Origin of the sequence: Chryseobacterium sp. Marseille-Q3244, assembly GCF_940807095.1 — a bacterium.
GTDB lineage: Bacteria > Bacteroidota > Bacteroidia > Flavobacteriales > Weeksellaceae > Chryseobacterium.
Genome location: NZ_CALNWX010000004.1, coordinates 323,851 through 341,240 on the forward strand (window position 1 = coordinate 323,851; position 17,390 = coordinate 341,240).

Genomic DNA, 17,390 nt, shown 5'->3' on the forward strand with positions numbered 1-17,390 from the left:
ATTTTAATTTTTAAGGGATTAAATAAAATTTGGTGATATCCAGTTCCTGAGTAGCTCTCATCAGTTCTATTCCTGCTCTTCTCTGATTGAAAATCGCATTCTGATATCCTAGCTCTGCCACTTCAAGGTCATTTTCTGCATCAATAAGCTGTGAGGATTTGCTCATACCGTATCTGAATTCTTTTTCTGCCTGTACCAATGCACTTTTAGCCAGTTCTTTTTCTTTAGCTTTTAAAGTAATCTGGGCGGTAGCAATATCGTAATTGGTTTGATTATTGGCTAAATTCAACGATAGTTTTTTCAATGCATCTTCTTTCTGATTCTGAAGCACTTCCTTACCTACTTTTGCTGTTTCTTCAGCATGTTTCCCCTCTTTTCCATCAAAAATTTCCCATTTAAATCCAACTCCGGCTGTGATTAAAGGAAAAATATTGACATTATTAGGACTCCAGTCCAGTTTTTTCCCTTCATAGCCAAGAATTGGAACAGCAGGAACTATATTTTCAGAGCTTTTGATATGGTTACCATATAACCCAATATAATAAGCGGAAGCCATCAGCTGAACTTTGGGAATCATCCAGGTTCTTTCTGCTTTTATTTTATAATCTGCAGCAGCAATTCCATGTTCAAGGGCACGAACCTCAGCTCTTTGATCAATTCCTTTTTCTGCTGTAAGAAGTTCTACAGGAGATAGCGTTGGATCAATCATTTTTAACCGTTCTCTATTGATTCCCGTTAAAATATAAAGCTGAGTAAGAAGTAGTTCTTTTTTTCCTTCATATTCTACCACTTTTGCATTTAAAGTAGCCTGAGCCAATTCAATTTTTTTGTGATCGTAAGGAGTAATCAGCCCGTAACCTAATGCTTTATCTGCTGTTTTTTTGTTAATGTCCAGTCTTTTTTTACTTTCATCCAGCACTTTTTTAGACTGATGGATCAGTGCCAGCTGGTCATAAGCTCTGGAAATACTCGCCACAACTTCATCTCTGGATTTTTCTAACAGAACATCTTCAGATTTCTTCTTTTCCTCAACTGCCTTTTTCAGGTATTTAACTTTTCCTCCGGAATACACAAGCATCTTGGCTTCTGCCTTGGCAACGCCTGAAAATCCGGATACATTGAAGTTATTGTTGAAAGCTCCCTCAGCAATATTGATAAAAGGAGCCAGATTAATTTCTGGAGACGTAAGCCTTGCTGTTCCGTTAAGATAACCGGCTTTACCACTTAGTTCCAATGTAGGAAGAAAGATATCTTTTAACTTATGCTCGTCAAGATCGGTAAGCTTGTTTTGGGTAATTTGCATTTTCAGGTTCGAGTCCCGAACCATTGCACTATCCAGAAGTTCTTTAAAGTCCGGCGCAGACTGTGCCCAGCCAAAAGCAGGAAAAGCAAAAAAACTAAACGTAAAAATCAATAAATTGTTTTTCATGGTTTATGTTTATAACAAATATAATGCAAAAATTGTTAAAATCTTCAAACATAATTTAACAAAACTATGAATTTAAAACAAGTTTAAAATTTGTTTAAGTATAAAAGTCTTTAAAATAAAGTCTTATCAAAATCGTTTAAATGTTAATTAAAAACTAAAAAATTTTGAAAAAAATTTTAACTCTACTTTTACCACTTGCTCTTTACCTTTTTTTTCGTAGAAAACAAAGTATTTAAGAACTCCGAGTTGTGACAACAAAAAGATAGCATAGTCTCCATCCTAATATTCATTTATCTTACATGAAGAATATAAAAGCGAAAACTCCCCACATTACTGCGAGGAGTTTTCTGTTTATAATAAGCTTGCAAATTTTAGTTTTGAACAGCTTTTTTCATGGTGTTATCAGGTCTTAAAACTCTGTAACGAACTTCTATGTCTTTCGGTACATAGAATACCAATGGAAGTTTACTGTTATATCTTACTATTTCCGGTTTTAGCGTAACAAACTTTTTGGTCTTTTTCTGTTCCAGACAACCTTTTAAAGTTCCTGCCATTTCTCCTTTTGATTCTACTTCATAATAGTTGTAACCCCATCCCTGAAGATCCTGGCTTTTCATTTCTCCCATTAAGGAGTAATTGTTACAGTCTAACATTTTTTCAGTTCCCACAAAAACCTCAACTTTTAAGTCGCTTTCGTTTTTTGCTACTGGAAGCTGGATATATACTTGCTTGTATCCATCTTTAGCCTTTGGGAACATTTCAATCTGTAGTTTTTCAAACTTTTCAGCTTTCTTTTGAGCGAAAGCACTTACCCCAGCCATCAATACCAATCCCGTAATTAAAGTTTTTGAAAATTTCATTTTATTTGGTTTTAAATTTTACGTATTTCCTAATAGCCAAAAATCATTCCAAAATCTGAATTCCGGTTCCTTTTGTATGTGCATTCATCTGTGGAGCATAGTAGTTTTGCATTGTAGTAATACCGTTTGAGAACTTTCCGGATGCATTAGCAATTACATCATATTCAAAGACATATTTACCTTTTGGAATATATTGAATATAGAAATTAGTAGACGCATCTTTAGTAGATTGATAATATCCTAAATTATTTTTCCACTGATATCCTGATAATGCATCAACGGGTTCAAATCCTGCCGCACGCATATCTTTAATATGAATAAATTCCATTGCTCTGTCTGTGTTCAGAATCATTCTTACGGTTACTTTATCTCCTACTTTCAATGGTGTTTCTGGTGAGATTTTCTGAAGCTCTTCTCCATTTACCGTTTTTACTTTTTTATACAGTTCTTTGGTTACGGAAATATAATTTTCAGATGATTTAATTTTATCTAAATCTTCGTAATACTGCCAGAATAATCCTCCCTGAACAATTCCTGGGCCTGGTTTGGTCACTGTAACGGTTCCAAGGTTTTTATCTATTGCATCCGTTTTTACGGTTGATTTTACATATCCGGTTCCCTGAGTCTGAGGAACAATCTCTTTGCCGCCCCAAACGATGGTTGCTTTATCACTTTCAGCACCAGTCCATGATTTCCCTGAATTTAAGATTGTGAAAATCACTTCTGCAGTTCCTCTTGAACTTCCCCATGAGTTCACTTCTTTTTGCGTTACCAGCCAGATCTTCATCTCTTCTATAAAGTTGATATCATTGGATTTTAAGGTATTGAACGCTTCCAGAGCACCTGCATGGTTTACTACTTTTGAGCTGAACCAACCCCAGTCATTCAGGTTTTGTTTCCAGTAGACTCCTTGTGTTTTGGTATCTGTAGAGGTTTCTTTAAGATAAGTCATTAATTTATCAGATACCGCTTTCTCTCCATAATTATTCATTAGTAAAGCTGCACGGTGAAGACCGAAGAATGTAAAATCAGTAATTTTTGCCGTTTTTGCTTTTTGTTTTACTAATGCTTTTAACGTTGCTTCTTTTCCTTTCAAAGGATATTGTTTTTCCCAGTAATTTCTGGTATCTAAATAATCAAGAACCCAATTGCTCCAGACATTCTCTTTTTTAGTCTCTGCATATTTGCTGATCTCGTTATCTACATACTGGATTAGTTTTGCTACTAAAGCGTTCTGTCCTGCACTCTGATATTCTTTGGCGTTATCTTTTAACCATAGATTAACCTTTCCAAGGTTTTTAAGAATATATAATGATGTACCGTAAGAACTTGGATATCCTGCATACCATGAAAATCCACCATCCGGATTTTGCAGTTTACTGAAATCATCCCAATTCTGATTAATAGAATTCCTCATCGTGTTGACATCAAACAGAAGTGCTAGTTTTTGCATCTGCTCAGCTTCATTTTTACTTTCCAATACCCATGGAGTTTCATCCAATAACAATTGTTTCAGCTCCTGGTTTTTTTCAAGATTTGAATTCAATAATCCTTTGCCCTGATATTCATCAAACACCGTCTTCATTTTAGGATTAGCTTTGAATATCTCAGAAGCTAATACATCTGCAAACCACTTATTGAAAACCACATCCGCTGAGCTGTTCTGATCGTTTTTCAGACTTGGGAGGGCAAACATAATTTCCCAGATCGGATTGATGGTTAATTCCAAGGTGTTTGAAACATTAGAAGCCGTTGTAGATGTATTATTTTTAAGGTTATCCAATACGAAAGTCTTTGTTTCTCCTTCTTTCACAAAAACAGGTACGGCATCGGTTACCAGCATTCTGTTTGGCAATACGGCTACAGCCTGCTGCTCACCGTCAGAATAAGCTCCTGCCTTCGCAACTATTTTTAAAATAATAGAAGAAACATTGTTTGGAACTTTTAGCTTCCATGTTAATGCTCCGTTTCCATTTTCATTTAAATCAAAGTTCTGTGTTCCTGAGTTGATTCCGAATTTTGAAGAAATATTTTCATTCGTAAATGCGTCTAAAATCTGAAGTTCTGCAGAACCATTCATTTTCTTATTGGTAAGGTTGGATAACTTTGACTGTAAGTTCAGTTCATCTCCTTCTCTTAAAAATCTCGGATAGTTTGGAGTTACAGAGAATTCTTTCTGAGTTACCACTTCCTTCTCCAAGGTAGCTGCTCTTGCATCTTTTGTATGAGCAAGGAACATCAGTTTCCACTTCGTCAAAGCTTCCGGAGAAGTGAATTCAAAGTTGACGTTTCCTTCTGCATCGGTTTTCAGGTCCGGATAGAAGAATGCCGTTTCATTTAGATTCTGACGTACCGGAACTTTTTCCAATGCCTCTTGTGATTCAACCTGATCTACAGCGGCATCAGCTTCTGCAACCTCAACGCCTGCTACTTTACCTTGTAGTGCTGATTTTTTTTGTCCATAGCCAATCATTACCACTTCTTCAAGTGCTACTGAATTTCTAGCAATAGGAGCTGCTGTAGGAGCAGGAAGAGCAGTTTTATTTTTTCTAGTTCTAGGAGATTTCACTCCATTTCCTCCTAAGCTATAAAACAGGCTACCATCAAACCAATTAAATTCAGGAACGGCTACATAATTTCCATTAAAATATTTCAATCGGTTCTGATAACTTTTTTGTAACAGGTATTCTCTGATATCATAAGATGTAATGATATTGAATGGTGTATACAGTTTATCCCAGCCATAGTTATTCACTGCAAACTGATCCAAAGACATATCATACATATTAGCTAACACTTCTGCATTCACTTTTTCTTTATCATTTCCGGTAACTTTCACCGTCCATTTTTCTTTTGAATTCGGTTCGAGCTTATCTCTGAAAGTGACGGTCTCAATTTTTAAAGGTTTCTCCGTATCCTTGATCTTTAAAACTGCAGTTTCTGTCTGTATATCGTTAAATGCTACCAGCTGGAACTGAAGATTAAGTTCGGAAACACTTTTATCTTTTGGAATATCTGCTGTGTATTCCAACATTCCTTTTTTAAATTGATGGGTTTCCGTGATCGTTTTTCCAGACCCATTCTGAACAAATACATTCACCAACGCATCAGGAATTGCAGAATATACATATACTTTCGCTTTTTCACCTCTTGCAAACTCCTCCTTCGTTGCAATAACCGTTAAGAAAGTTTTTTGAGCCGGTTTCAGGGACGTTTTATCCCAAACGCTGAAATATTGAGAAGCTTTAATCGTATCTTTTCCTTCGATATTGAACAGTTCCAATTGGTAATCTCCCGCTTCAAGTTTTCCAAGATCCAAGCTTGTTGAAAGTTGAGCATTATCTGCAGATGGCTGCTGTTGTCTTTCAACAACTATTTTTTCTGTTTTCCAGTTTTTGACATCATCATTTTTATCAAACAGATCGTGTGGGAATTTGCTAATAAATTCTGTTTTTGAATATTGTGGAAGATTCTGAACTTCTGATTTGAAGTTATCTCTAAAAATCCGATCCGGAGCCGTTAATTTTGATAGCTTAACCTGGTACGATTTTTTAAGAATCTGTTCGTTATGATTCTTGGTTTCTACTTTTAATTTCGCCGTTTCATCACTGAATATATTCTTAATTTCATCAGCTTTGATGTAGTGGGAAACGGAAGCCACCTTCAGATCTGTATTAGCTGATTGAGTTTCCCCATTGATATCAGTAACGGAAGCATTGATTTGATAGTTATCAATCTGAATTCCTTCCAGTTTTTCGTCTTTCTTAAGATCTAAACGAATCACAAACTCTCCTTTTTCATTGGTTTTGGCTTCTCCTAAGATTGAGTTTTCATTATCATTATCTCTTGGATACCACCAGAAATATCTCCAACGGATGTTTTGTTTTTTGATCTCATAGTTCACTGTTGTATTGCTTAAAGCTACCCCGGAAAACATCATAGCTTTTCCTTTCAGTTCTATGGTTTGTCCGTATTTATATTCATCTTTTACAGGGTCGAAAGTAACTTCAAACTTTGGTCTTTTATACTCTTCTACTCTGATATCCTTATATCCCTGACTATCACCATCAGTATTTATATAAAAAGTACCATTCAGCTTTCCTTTTGGAAGCATAAAACTGCCGTGATAGGAGCCAAATTCATTAGTGGTAAAACTTTGGGAAGAAACTTCCTGGTTGTTAGCATCCACCAAAGTGATTTTTTGCTTCAATCCTGAAAGTACAGACTCAGTCTCATTATTTAAACGGGTATTAACTACTTTGAAATAAACTATCTGTCCCGGTCTGTAGATCGCTCTATCTGTAAAAATCTGAGCTTTGGAACGGGCTTCTTTGTTTGGGTTGTAATCTTCAACATTATTGTTCCCGTACACCTGCATGATCTGGAAATCATTGGTTTTAGGCTGTTGAATCAGATATGTTCTGTAGTATTCTTTATTAGCAGTGGCAGGAAATTTAAAAATTCCGTTCTCATTGGTTTTTCCTTCAATTTTATTAATCGAATTATTATTTACAAATTCATAAAAATTAAGCTTTTCATTCGTTACAGCTTTTCCGTTTTCACTATTCACTAATTTCAAGTCGTCTGAAAGTGAAGTTCTTGAAGATTTTGACTGATAAATAATCTTATTTCCCGAAACCAGAAAATAGAAATTCTTTTCAGGATTGTTATCTTTTGTATCGGTTCCTGGCACTGAAAATTCTGCAACATATACTCCGGCAGGAAGTGGTTTAATTTCCAATGAGGTTTTATGAGACTGATAATCTTTCGGGTCTGAAAGCTGGTAAGTCTCCTTTCGCACCAAATTCTTTTTCACTTGCCCAAAATAGTTATTTGCATAGGAATTCTGCACATATTTCATCAGCGATAAAAAATCTTCTTTTACCTCATAAATGTTCAATGAAAACTCCGAAACATTCTGGTATTCTGCAACAAAATGAATTGGCAGATTATTCTGGGTCTGTTTTTCATATTTGATATTCAGTACCGGATTGGTAATCTGGTTTTCCTTGTTTTTGATATTTTCTATGAAAGGAGATTTCGGATATTCACTTTTAGCCTGTGCAGCAACAGCAATAGCTTCTTTTGCCTTCTTTTTCATTACAAGTTCATCCATAATCCCTTCCATGATGACCACTTTGTAATCACCCTGTACATCGGATTTGGCAAGCTTCTGTAGCTGCTCAAGTTTATCTTTACATTGGTTGAAATCGCAATTATTCACCAATTTTTCTTTCATTAAATACAGTTTGGGATTTCCGTTATTCTGTGCAATCAATTCATCGAAAATTGCATTAATAGAGGTTCTGTTCTCTGTAAGCTCATTTTTTGTGAAAATATTATTCTCTGATAAAAAAGCGATCTTTTTAAGACTATACCAATCATACAGGCTTGGAAAATAAGCGATATCCTTCGTTTCCGAAAACAATACTTTATATTTTTCCAATGAAGTTTTCTTCATGTCCTGTTTCTGCTGATCCAGTTCCTTATAGCTTTTATTTAAATAGTTTTTATAATCAAGCTTGGTCCAGGTTTCAATCTGAGCAAGATCCTGCGTACTAATATTGGTTCTGCCATTGATCTTCCAATAATTTTGATTGTAATAATCCAGGAAAAATCCATTCAACAGAACTTTATAGACCAGTTTCTCATCTCCTTTCAATTTTCCTTCTGCTTCCTGAAGTTTTTTAAAGAATTTTGAAGCCGCATCGTTCTGATCATCATCTACAGTTTGGTTTACAATACTGAACTCCGCTTTCAAAGAACGGATTAACTGAATGGTATTATTTTCTTTCATAGCTTGGTTTTCCATGTCTAAAATAATGGGTAGATTAGATTTATACGCTCCTTTCTGACTGTTTTCTGCTATTTTTTTCCACTGGTCATCATAATATTTCTGTGCGAAAACCGGTGAAAATCCCAATGATAGCAACGAAAGCATAAATATCTTGGAAAATCTTTTCATATATATTAATTTTGATAAATGAATATTATAAAAATACTGAAAAAAACCGTCATAGACAGTCAAATTTATGTCTCCTTAATGGGAACTCTTTTTGCAGTATTTTTCATGAAAGAGCAAAACACATTCCGTTTCCCTACTATTCTTCTGATTTTCATCACGTATTTCAGTGGGTATATTTATACGAAGTACCAATACACTAAATATTTTTTCAGAATATTGGTCCTTAATGCTGTTGCCGGGATTGTCTGTGCTTTTTTAATCATTCATAATCACAATGAGGTAAGATTACTGAAATGGTTTATCATTGTTATCCTGGGACTATTATACAATAGTTTTTTTCTGGATGTTTACATCCGGAAAATACCTTTACTGAAAGTATTTTATGTAGGACTGGTCTGGGCGTTGGTCAACTGTTGGCTTACCCTTCCAGAGTTCAGCCTGCCTATTTTCCTTATCAGTTTCTTTTATATTACGGCATTGGTACTTCCCTTTGATATTCGGGATATGAATAGTGATACGGTAAAGACTTTCCCTATGTTGATTGGCGTCCAAAATACAAAGTATATTGCATACGGTATGGTTTTCATAAGCAGTCTTATTGGAGTTTTTTACCTAAAACCACTATACGCTGCTGCATTTTTTCTATCCAGTATTATCACATATATTTTTATTTATTTCTCTGAAAACAAAAGAGATGACACTTATTTTTCATTCGGAGTGGAAACTTGTTCCGCACTTCCTTTTTTATTTTTACTAATAATGGAGTATTTTTGACGAATGATTATCAAGAAGCTTTCGCTATACAATTTCAAGAACCATTCTGAGAAAAAGTTCGAATTTTCCCCCCAGATCAACTGTTTTGTGGGAAATAATGGTGTAGGTAAAACCAATATTCTGGATGCTCTTCATTATTTATCAGTAGGTAAAAGCTTTTTGGGAAATACGGATTTCAACAACATTAAAAAAGAGGAGGATTTTTTCACAATTGATGCAGAGATCCGGAATGAAGACGGTGAAGATAATATCAGAATTACCCAGCCGAAAGAAGCTAAAAAGGTGATAAAAAAGAATGATAAAAGCTATGACAGGCTTGCCGATCATATTGGTTATCTTCCAAGTGTCATGATTTCACCTTACGATTCTAACCTTATTTCTGATTCCGGAGAAAGCAGAAGAAAGTTTCTGGATGCCATGATTTCTCAAACGGATTCTGAATATCTTTTTGACCTGATTCAATACCAAAAAACGATCCAACAGAGAAATGCTTTACTGAAGTATTTTGCTAAAAACAGAACCTGGGATAAAGATTCGTTAGAAATCTATGATGATCCGATTATAAAATTCGGGACTAAAATTTTCAATAAGAGGAAAGTATTTGTAGAGCAGCTTAATCCTATTGTTCAGAATTTTTATCAAATTATTTCAGGTGGAAAAGAAACAGTATCTGTGATCTATGAATCTCACTTGCTGGAAAATACTTTTGAGGATCTTTTAAAAGAAAGCCTGGAAAAAGACCGTATGTTAACGTACACATCCAAAGGAATTCATAAAGATGACCTTCTTTTTGAAATGGACAGCATTCTGATCAAAAAAACGGGGTCTCAGGGACAGCAGAAATCTTTCCTGATTTCTTTAAAGCTTGCTCAGATGAGCCTTGTTAAAGAACTGACTAAGAAAACACCCATTCTGTTGTTGGATGATATTTTTGATAAGCTTGATGACACCAGAGTTTCTCAATTAATTGAATTGGTGAATCGTGAAAGCTTCGGACAAATTTTCATTACCGATACGCATAGAGAACGTACAGAAAGTGTGGTGAAAAAGATTAATGAAGAAAGTATTATTTTTGAAATATAACGAACCAGACAACACAATTATGAAGAAGAAAAAACGCGAATACCAATCTTCGGAACTCGTAAAATCTTTTGCAAGAATCTATGGTTTTGAAGATAAACTTGTGGCTTTTGATATTAAAGATTTTCTTGAAGATTATTTAGATCAAAGTCTGTTCAATGAAATCAGAAGTGTGAATATTGAAAATAAATGCATCATTATTAAAATTGATTCTCCTTTGCTAAAGAATGATTTTAAAATGCGTAAAAGCTTTTATCTGAAAAAGTTTCAGGATAAGTTTGGGGAGGATAAATTTGATAATCTGCAAATCCTTTAAAAGTAAGATTCCAATAAAGTTTATTACCTTCTATTTTTCATATATTCCTGAAGCCAATCCCCAATAATCTTTTTCATCAATTCCAGTTTCCGGATTAATTGGACTGTAGTTTTTTAAAACTCCAGCAATTTTTATGCTATCATTTTTAAATAAAAGCCCTTGAATTTCGGTTCCGGTAATTTTATTCAGACGATCTTTTTTAGTTGCTCCCAATATGATTATGATCTTTTGAACATTAAAGTCTGGATATGTGTATGAAGTTACTTTTCCATTGTACCTTAAGAAATAGCAAGGAGACTTAACTTCTATATTCCCTGACAATTTATATTTATCAGGCGTAATTTTTAATTTTCCTACTCCATTATCATCTATTAGTTCCAATAGAACCCCATTAATTCTGGTGGTATCCGTTATTACCATTGTCTGATTTTCTTCTGATGTTTCTTTTTTATCCTTGCAAGCCTGCAAACATAAAATAATAGCAGAAATATAAACTAGTGTTCTCATATCAAAAGCATTTAAATTAATGGCCAGAACCATATTTCGACACCCCACAAATCAATGTGATCAGTAGCTCCCCAGCCATCTTTTATGAAAATCAATCCTTTATGCTTAAAACTCTTACTATCCATTTTAGGATATTTTTTTCTTGAAAGTTTCAATGTATTTCCAAAAACCTCTGGATGTTTATCTACCCAATCAGCCAATTCCTGGGCTCTCAGGATATGTCTAAATTTATCTTCATGCTTTTCCCAACATCTTCTCCGGAAAAGGAAGTCAAATCTACTCCTGATTCACCTAATGCTTCACTCATGCGTATGGCACACTGGTTGGGAAACTCTGTAACATTGCATGGTTTAAATGTTCCAGGATGATTCTTCCATAAAATATCAAATCTTACCACGGCGAAATAATTTTTAGGCAAAGTAAACAATTGTTTTTAATTCACATTATTGAGAATTTATTATCATAAAAAATCCCGAACTCTATCGGGACTTTTCTATTTTATTTTCGCTTCTTTATTTTAATGATCCTTCTCTTCCGACTTATGAGAGATCGTACTGCTCATCAGATCATCTGCTTTTTTGTCTAATCCTGAACGCAAGGGAAGGAAGAATTTCAGTGGATGTTTTACAAAATACCTGAAGATCTCCTTATAGATCTCACTTACCTGTCCAAAGTTCATTTTTCTTGATCTAAATGCCAGAAACATAGATAAACTGAAACTCACCAGAAAGTTGAAGAAACCAATTAGAAAAACAGTAAAAAAGGACATCCAGAATGTATAAGAATCTACAGAGAAATCTTTTCCATACAATCCCAGAGCAAAGTTTCCTGCAGCAAAGGTAATGTGTCTGATATCGAGATCAAGCCCGAAGAATAACCCTACAGGTGCCGTAGCTCCAAGGAAAACCCCAAACCAGAAATTAGAAACGATTCCCGGCCAGTTCTTAGCATAATATTTTGATAATCCCTTCGCAAATTTCTTACCAAAAAAGCTTCGGATCGAAAGGTTTTTGGCAATTCTCTCCGGAATCTGATAGAATACAGAGTTGTTTCCTATATTTCCTGAAATAATCCCTGAAATAAAAAGATAGAAACCTGCAATACTCGCATGAAGAATAGCTTTCGATTTAAAAGGATCAAGGTCTTTTAATAATTTATCTGATCTGTCAACCGCAAGGTTTTGCGAAAAGAATACATCCAACCCATAAATAATGGCAAGCGCTACCGGAAATGCAAGCAAAACGTTTCCTACGAAAGCAATAAACTGACTTCGGAACAATTTGGATACAAGATGGGCAAATTCGGTATTGTTTCTTTGGCTGTTTCCTTCTTCAGACAAAACTTTAGTCATGGTTGCAGCAGTCATTGCCGGCTGTTTTGTGGCCAGCGTGAATCCCATCAGATAGATCATCACAAATCCCATCGCATAGTTCATCGAATATAAAAATGCATGAGAGAAATCACTTCCGGGGATATATCCGTATAACATTTTCAGAACACAGAGTGCTCCTACGATAATTCCACCCCCACTCGCCTTGTAGAACATCGTCATATATTCCTTTCTTGTAGAGGTAATATAATGCGTTCCGGCTTCCGCAGTGTGATTGGTGATAAGATGGGAAATCAGTCGGGTGCTGTCGTTGATAAGGTCTGCAATATTATTTTTGTGAGATTTATAATTCAGGATATTAAAAATCAGCTGCTTTGATTTTACAAGAACATCTTCTTCACTATCAATAATCAACAGCTGTACAATCTCATAAATTCTCTCAGTCTGCTGACGAATCTTCAGCAATGATTGGTTGATCTTTCCTGAAATCCCATATTTAGCTGAATTTTTAAAGGCTATATTCACGAATTCCAGACATTGTTCCGAATAAATTTTAATCTGCTTATACCGGCTGTCTTTGGAATGCAACTGTAGTTCAGGATCTTTAACAAGGTCATCTGCCAGGGCTTCCAATTCGTTTTGTAACGCTAAAAATGGATTAGAAAGATTCCTATACTGAGGCGCCATTCTTACGACTTCTACCTCCATCGCCATTCCTGTCACCCTCCAAGAAAGGATATTCATAGAAAAGATCAATTCCTTTTTTACATTAGGTTTTATGATAAAATCTGAAGCTCCTATGAGTGCCAGGAATTCATTAACCTCATTTTCCGGAAGATTGTGAAGGTATTTCAGGTCGGTTTTAGGTCTGAAACTCACATTATCAATCATGTACCACACTGTTTTCTCATTTTCTACAGGTGGCAGGACCTTATTCAGGATTCTTTTTTTAAGCTCCGGGAAGAAGGCATTTTCAGAAAGAATATTGGCTTCCGTCAAGGACAGGTTGAATGGTCTTCCTTTAAAAATATTATGAATATAATGTTTGAAGTTTTCCGCAAAATTCGGATTGTTTCTGAGAAAGTTAAGCACATCTGTAAAGTCCGCCCTTTTTACACTCTCTAACAACTCTGCAAAGGGTTCCAAAGAAAGGGTTTCGTTCTTAAAAGAAAAGTATTTTTTAAGAACTGACTCAAAATTTGTGCTGGAATTAAAGAATTTCATTAGTACAAAGATACTATTTCAAACTTACATTCCTCATCTGTCTCATGATCCAATTGTGTTTCTTTCTCAAATAAGGAGATGGATTCTTTGGATCATATTTCTTCGGATTCGGTAATACAGCAGCAATCCAGGCTGCATCTGAGGTACTCAGATCTTTGGATGATTTACCGAAATAATATTGTGCTGCTGCTTCTACACCAAATACACCCTGACCCATTTCAATGGAATTCAGGTATCTTTCAAGGATAATATCTTTACTCCATACTTTCTCGATAATGAAAGTATAAACGGCTTCCAATCCTTTTCTTATCCAGCTTCTTCCCTGCCAAAGGAAAACATTCTTTGCAGTCTGCTGAGAAATAGTACTTCCTCCTCTAATTTTTTTACCTTTTTCGTTATACTTCATTGCTTTTTCAATGGCGGTATAATCAAAACCGTTATGGTCAAAGAATTTCTGGTCTTCTGAAGCAATCACTGCTTTTTTTACATTACTTCCCATTTCATCATAGGAAATATAGTCTCTGTGTAATTTTCCGTACTCAAAAAGGCCTCCTATCTGGGTAAAGGTAATGGGTGGATTAAAAAATCTTCCCCAGATGATGAAAACTACGTTCAATACAAGAACGATGAAAATAAATTGTTTAATTCTTTTCCACATAACTTTATAAAAAGGAAAGGCAAAAATAAGCAAATAGTCCGATTTACTGCAATTCTTTCATATAAGTAAGCTGATAATCCGGTAAAAGTTCAGGATGGAAGATTTTAATATAATCTTTAAGGATTACATCTGCTCTTACCACACCGCTTTCAAAGAAATCGTTGGCTTTCTCTCTCTCTTTTCCTGCCATTGTATACAGCTTTCCTTTATTGAACACCTCCAGTTTTCCATAAAAAGGATTCATTTTCAACATTTCCTTTTTTGAAGTGTGATTTCCTGCATTTACCCAGTATTGAACGCCATTTGTTTTAGCATACACTTCTTCAAAACTCATCGTCAGCGCTTTTTCATCCTTATTATCTTTCATAATATAAGTTGCATTAGCATCGGCAATATAATGAGCTACTGAAGTATTTCCACCCGGCAGATACCAAACATCGCCATACATTTCATTGGCTAAAACAACAGGCTTTTCTTTTGCTTTTAACGCCAATTGTTTCAGGTCATTATAGTTTTTTTCCACTTCCTGATACTTAGCTTCGGCTTCTTTCTCCTTTCCAAAAAGCTCTCCGAACAGTTTAATGTAAGCGGTTTTTTGCAATGGCTGCTGCTCCATATATTCATCAAGGAATATAACTTGGATTCCATTGTTCTTCAATAACTGATAAGCGTTATCAAAACTTGCAATATAATTAGTAAAAATAGCATCCGGTTTCATGGAAATAATTTTCTCCACATCATACTTCTGGTCGCTTCCTACATTCTGAATTTTTCCTTCTTTAATCAGATTCTGGATCTTTTCTGAATAAATGTACTCCGGACTTGATACCCCAATGATTAAATTTTCAGCTCCAATCTCTGAAATATACCCCGCCATACTGGCATTAAGAAGGATGATTTTCTTGAAAGGCGTCTGATTTTGCTTAAAATTATAGGTAAAATTCCCCGATTTAAGCTCCAGATTTCCGTTCTGTTCCTTGTATTGGGTACGATTTGAGAGAGTCGTCCAGTCTGAGGACGAAATTTTTGATTCTCTTTTACAGGCAATTAGCGAAAATGCCGTAAATAAAAGTAAAATTTTCTGTTTCATCTTTCAAAGAACGGAAAAAAGTGGTATATTTGCAACCGTTAAACAACAAGATAACAAACGGCCTCGTGGCGCAACTGAATAGCGCATCTGATTACGGCTCAGAAGGTTACAGGTTTGAATCCTGTCGAGGTCACAAGACGGGGGTTTAAATTTTTCGAATTTAAATCCCCTTTTTTTTGCTTAGATAACTCCCTCCTAATCAGGAAGATATTATCAACAAAAGAGTTGATTTTACTAGTTTGAAAATCGCTTCCATCAAAAATTATCTTTTCAGGGTACATCAAACTTACAATTGCGCGCTTGTCTATAGGGCTAGCTTTTATATACCTCTCTGAAATATTTCCTACTATTTTTAGTGCTTTGCTAATTTTATCTTCTACCCCTTCTTTTTGTTCTGACTTTACCAATAGGCTAAGTTTATATTCAAGGTCATCCAGTTCTCCTTTATATCTATTTTTAATATCCCTAAAATCCTCTTCATCAATTTTGTCGGACAGATACATATCCCGCGCCTTACTAATTCTATCATTTAATTCACTAATTCTGCTCTTAAGAGTACTACGTTCACCATCAAAATTCTCTGAAGTAGACTTTGTATTTTTTACGATGATCTTCTTTAATATTTCTAGGATTCCTGTCGGAAAATCATATTTGGAAAGCTCTTCTTCAAAAAGTTTGTTTACTTTATCAGAATGGTGTCTAAATCCACAAGCTGTGGTACAATGATAATAGTAATAATGTTTGGTATGCCCCTTTGAACTACTCGCCGTCAGATTCTTTCCGCAATTTGGACAAAGCAGAAGACCACGGAGAGGATATCTTTCTTCATTGATTATCCTTCCGCCTGGTAATCTAAGATCTTTAGTACCTTTCTTTTTCAGGACATGCTGAACTTTTAAAAACAACTCCTCCGAAATTAATGCCTCATGTTTTCCCGGCACAATATCCTCCTCTTCATTTTTATAAGCACGCACAAATATTTTACCACAATAAGTAACATTCCTCATTGCAACCATAAAGGCATTACTAGAAATATTTTTACCCTCTCTTTTATTCATTTCCACTCTCACCTTTGCAGTTGGAAGGTGGCCTTTTGCCACTTGTTCAAAAGCCCAGATTATATTTGAAGCTTCTGGTTGTTTAACCGCAACATACTTTCTACCATCTTCAGTACACTTGTTTACATATCCGTACGGGGCAATTCCCATCAATCTGCCCTCCTTAATAGCACGTCGCATTCCATTAGTCACGTTTAGTGCTCTCCTATCATTCTCAACTTCAGGCGTTGACAGGTAAATAGCCAAGAGTACCTTATTTTCGGGTATACTTAAATCCAATGGCTGTTCAATTGCCTGAGGTAATACATTATTTTTTTTAAGGTGACCAATCATTTGGTAGGCTTCGGAGGTATTCCTGCTGAATCTGTCCCATTTAGTAAACAATATTAAGCGCTCCTCGCGATATCCGCGACTCCGTTTGAAACTTTGTAGATACTTTTTCCATTCAGGCCGATCAAAACTTTTGGCTGAATGGTCTTCGAAAATTACTCTGTCGATCTTAATAGCTAGCCTATCACAATGAAGTCGTAAACGCTCTTCCTGGTCCCTCTGCGAGTACCCCTTATCTGCCTGTTCATCTGTAGATACTCGGATATATAAATCTGCGATCATAACTCAGTTATTTAATTTGGTAATGAAATCAGAAGTGCCAATAAGAGAATTAGCAACCGTCTGATCCTTAAAAATTTACTGGAAAATCTAATTACACAAAATTACAAAAAACTTTTAATCAGGGGAGAATATTTCCTTTATAGTAATCCTTGCCAATAGATGCAAAAACTCCATGATTTTAATTGCTTCCTCTTCATCCACATCAATACCTGCATCTTTGAGCATTATCATTGACTGTTCAATGGGCAACTCATCCAATTTCAAAAGGTTGTCAAGTCCAATATCTTTCAAATTTGAACCATTGGCACTATAACCGCTTCCATTTCTTCTTTTTTTTGTAGCCATTCTGCATAATTATTTCGGAATCGAAAAATTACCAACATTGCATGACCAACATCTTTATCAGTGTAAAACTTACCTTAAATAACCTACATTTTCCTAATAACCGCTGTATAACGCAAAAGCATCGTTTTGCATTGATTATCAA

At 35.2% G+C, this 17,390-nt stretch carries 14 protein-coding genes and 1 tRNA gene; 5 read left to right on the top strand and 10 right to left on the bottom strand.

What is annotated here, in order from left to right; all coding sequences use genetic code 11:
• Positions 1–10: 10 nt before the first annotated feature.
• From NBX25_RS09660 to NBX25_RS09670, 3 genes are all read right to left on the bottom strand, one after another.
• The gene (locus NBX25_RS09660; RefSeq protein ID WP_250253492.1) at positions 11–1,429 is read right to left on the bottom strand and encodes a TolC family protein; all 1,419 of its coding nucleotides are present in this window, start codon (positions 1,427–1,429) and stop codon (positions 11–13) included.
• Positions 1,430–1,800: 371 nt separating this feature from the next.
• Positions 1,801–2,289, bottom strand: a complete 489-nt coding sequence (locus NBX25_RS09665) for an ecotin (protein WP_123911015.1) — start codon at positions 2,287–2,289, stop codon at positions 1,801–1,803.
• Between the two features lie 43 nt (positions 2,290–2,332).
• A complete protein-coding gene (locus NBX25_RS09670; protein ID WP_250253493.1) occupies positions 2,333–8,254 on the bottom strand; it encodes an alpha-2-macroglobulin family protein in 5,922 nt (1,973 codons plus the stop codon).
• Between the two features lie 18 nt (positions 8,255–8,272).
• Between NBX25_RS09670 and NBX25_RS09675 the strand changes: the two genes are divergently transcribed.
• Genes NBX25_RS09675 through NBX25_RS09685 form a run of 3 tightly spaced genes read left to right on the top strand, consistent with a single transcriptional unit; the run spans position 8,273 to position 10,424 of the window.
• Positions 8,273–9,028 carry a UbiA prenyltransferase family protein gene (locus NBX25_RS09675; protein WP_123911013.1) on the top strand — a complete coding sequence of 252 codons (756 nt, stop codon included), beginning with the start codon at positions 8,273–8,275 and terminating at the stop codon, positions 9,026–9,028.
• Positions 9,029–9,031: 3 nt separating this feature from the next.
• Positions 9,032–10,111, top strand: a complete 1,080-nt coding sequence (gene recF, locus NBX25_RS09680) for a DNA replication/repair protein RecF (RefSeq protein ID WP_250253494.1) — start codon at positions 9,032–9,034, stop codon at positions 10,109–10,111.
• Positions 10,112–10,130: 19 nt separating this feature from the next.
• Positions 10,131–10,424 carry a hypothetical protein gene (locus tag NBX25_RS09685; RefSeq protein ID WP_123911011.1) on the top strand — a complete coding sequence of 98 codons (294 nt, stop codon included), beginning with the start codon at positions 10,131–10,133 and terminating at the stop codon, positions 10,422–10,424.
• Positions 10,425–10,454: 30 nt separating this feature from the next.
• On the opposite strand, the gene NBX25_RS09690 is transcribed toward NBX25_RS09685, so the two are convergent.
• Together NBX25_RS09690 and NBX25_RS09695 are read right to left on the bottom strand one after the other, a co-directional pair.
• Positions 10,455–10,931, bottom strand: coding sequence for a hypothetical protein (locus NBX25_RS09690; protein WP_250253495.1), 477 nt, complete (start codon positions 10,929–10,931; stop codon positions 10,455–10,457).
• 11 nt (positions 10,932–10,942) lie between these two features.
• Entirely contained in the window at positions 10,943–11,131 is a 189-nt protein-coding gene (locus NBX25_RS09695; RefSeq protein ID WP_250253496.1) for a hypothetical protein, read from the bottom strand.
• Here NBX25_RS09695 and NBX25_RS09700 point away from each other — a divergent pair.
• Positions 11,108–11,299, top strand: coding sequence for a hypothetical protein (locus tag NBX25_RS09700; RefSeq protein ID WP_250253564.1), 192 nt, complete (start codon positions 11,108–11,110; stop codon positions 11,297–11,299). The genes NBX25_RS09695 and NBX25_RS09700 overlap by 24 nt on opposite strands.
• Positions 11,300–11,448: 149 nt before the next feature.
• Here the strand turns inward: NBX25_RS09700 and NBX25_RS09705 are convergent, their stop codons facing one another.
• Genes NBX25_RS09705 through NBX25_RS09715 form a run of 3 tightly spaced genes read right to left on the bottom strand, consistent with a single transcriptional unit; the run spans position 11,449 to position 15,233 of the window.
• On the bottom strand, positions 11,449–13,485 hold the full coding sequence (locus NBX25_RS09705) for a transporter-like protein (RefSeq protein WP_123911008.1): 2,037 nt from the start codon (positions 13,483–13,485) through the stop codon (positions 11,449–11,451).
• A gap of 13 nt (positions 13,486–13,498) precedes the next feature.
• Entirely contained in the window at positions 13,499–14,143 is a 645-nt protein-coding gene (mtgA, locus tag NBX25_RS09710; protein WP_123911007.1) for a monofunctional biosynthetic peptidoglycan transglycosylase, read from the bottom strand.
• Between the two features lie 43 nt (positions 14,144–14,186).
• Positions 14,187–15,233 (bottom strand): ABC transporter substrate-binding protein, encoded by a 1,047-nt coding sequence (locus NBX25_RS09715; protein ID WP_250253497.1) that lies wholly within the window; start codon positions 15,231–15,233, stop codon positions 14,187–14,189.
• 59 nt (positions 15,234–15,292) lie between these two features.
• On the opposite strand from NBX25_RS09715, the gene NBX25_RS09720 reads away from it, so the two are divergent.
• Positions 15,293–15,366 (top strand) — tRNA-Arg (locus NBX25_RS09720).
• Here the strand turns inward: NBX25_RS09720 and NBX25_RS09725 are convergent.
• Both NBX25_RS09725 and NBX25_RS09730 read right to left on the bottom strand, forming a co-directional pair.
• Positions 15,332–16,903, bottom strand: coding sequence for a recombinase family protein (locus NBX25_RS09725; RefSeq protein ID WP_250253498.1), 1,572 nt, complete (start codon positions 16,901–16,903; stop codon positions 15,332–15,334). The two genes, NBX25_RS09720 and NBX25_RS09725, sit on opposite strands and share 35 nt — an antisense overlap.
• Before the next feature lie 114 nt (positions 16,904–17,017).
• Complete coding sequence (locus NBX25_RS09730; RefSeq protein WP_250253499.1) at positions 17,018–17,248, bottom strand: hypothetical protein; 231 nt, start codon at positions 17,246–17,248, stop codon at positions 17,018–17,020.
• Between the last annotated feature and the right edge of the window lie 142 nt (positions 17,249–17,390).

Coding starts and splice junctions, on each gene's coding strand:
- NBX25_RS09660 (WP_250253492.1), bottom strand. CDS start 1,429: ATGAAAAACAATTTATTGATTTTTACGTTTAGTTTTTTTGCTTTTCCT.
- NBX25_RS09665 (WP_123911015.1), bottom strand. CDS start 2,289: ATGAAATTTTCAAAAACTTTAATTACGGGATTGGTATTGATGGCTGGG.
- NBX25_RS09670 (WP_250253493.1), bottom strand. CDS start 8,254: ATGAAAAGATTTTCCAAGATATTTATGCTTTCGTTGCTATCATTGGGA.
- NBX25_RS09675 (WP_123911013.1), top strand. CDS start 8,273: ATGAATATTATAAAAATACTGAAAAAAACCGTCATAGACAGTCAAATT.
- recF (WP_250253494.1), top strand. CDS start 9,032: ATGATTATCAAGAAGCTTTCGCTATACAATTTCAAGAACCATTCTGAG.
- NBX25_RS09685 (WP_123911011.1), top strand. CDS start 10,131: ATGAAGAAGAAAAAACGCGAATACCAATCTTCGGAACTCGTAAAATCT.
- NBX25_RS09690 (WP_250253495.1), bottom strand. CDS start 10,931: ATGAGAACACTAGTTTATATTTCTGCTATTATTTTATGTTTGCAGGCT.
- NBX25_RS09700 (WP_250253564.1), top strand. CDS start 11,108: ATGTTTATCTACCCAATCAGCCAATTCCTGGGCTCTCAGGATATGTCT.
- NBX25_RS09705 (WP_123911008.1), bottom strand. CDS start 13,485: ATGAAATTCTTTAATTCCAGCACAAATTTTGAGTCAGTTCTTAAAAAA.
- mtgA (WP_123911007.1), bottom strand. CDS start 14,143: ATGTGGAAAAGAATTAAACAATTTATTTTCATCGTTCTTGTATTGAAC.
- NBX25_RS09715 (WP_250253497.1), bottom strand. CDS start 15,233: ATGAAACAGAAAATTTTACTTTTATTTACGGCATTTTCGCTAATTGCC.
- NBX25_RS09725 (WP_250253498.1), bottom strand. CDS start 16,903: ATGATCGCAGATTTATATATCCGAGTATCTACAGATGAACAGGCAGAT.
- NBX25_RS09730 (WP_250253499.1), bottom strand. CDS start 17,248: ATGGCTACAAAAAAAAGAAGAAATGGAAGCGGTTATAGTGCCAATGGT.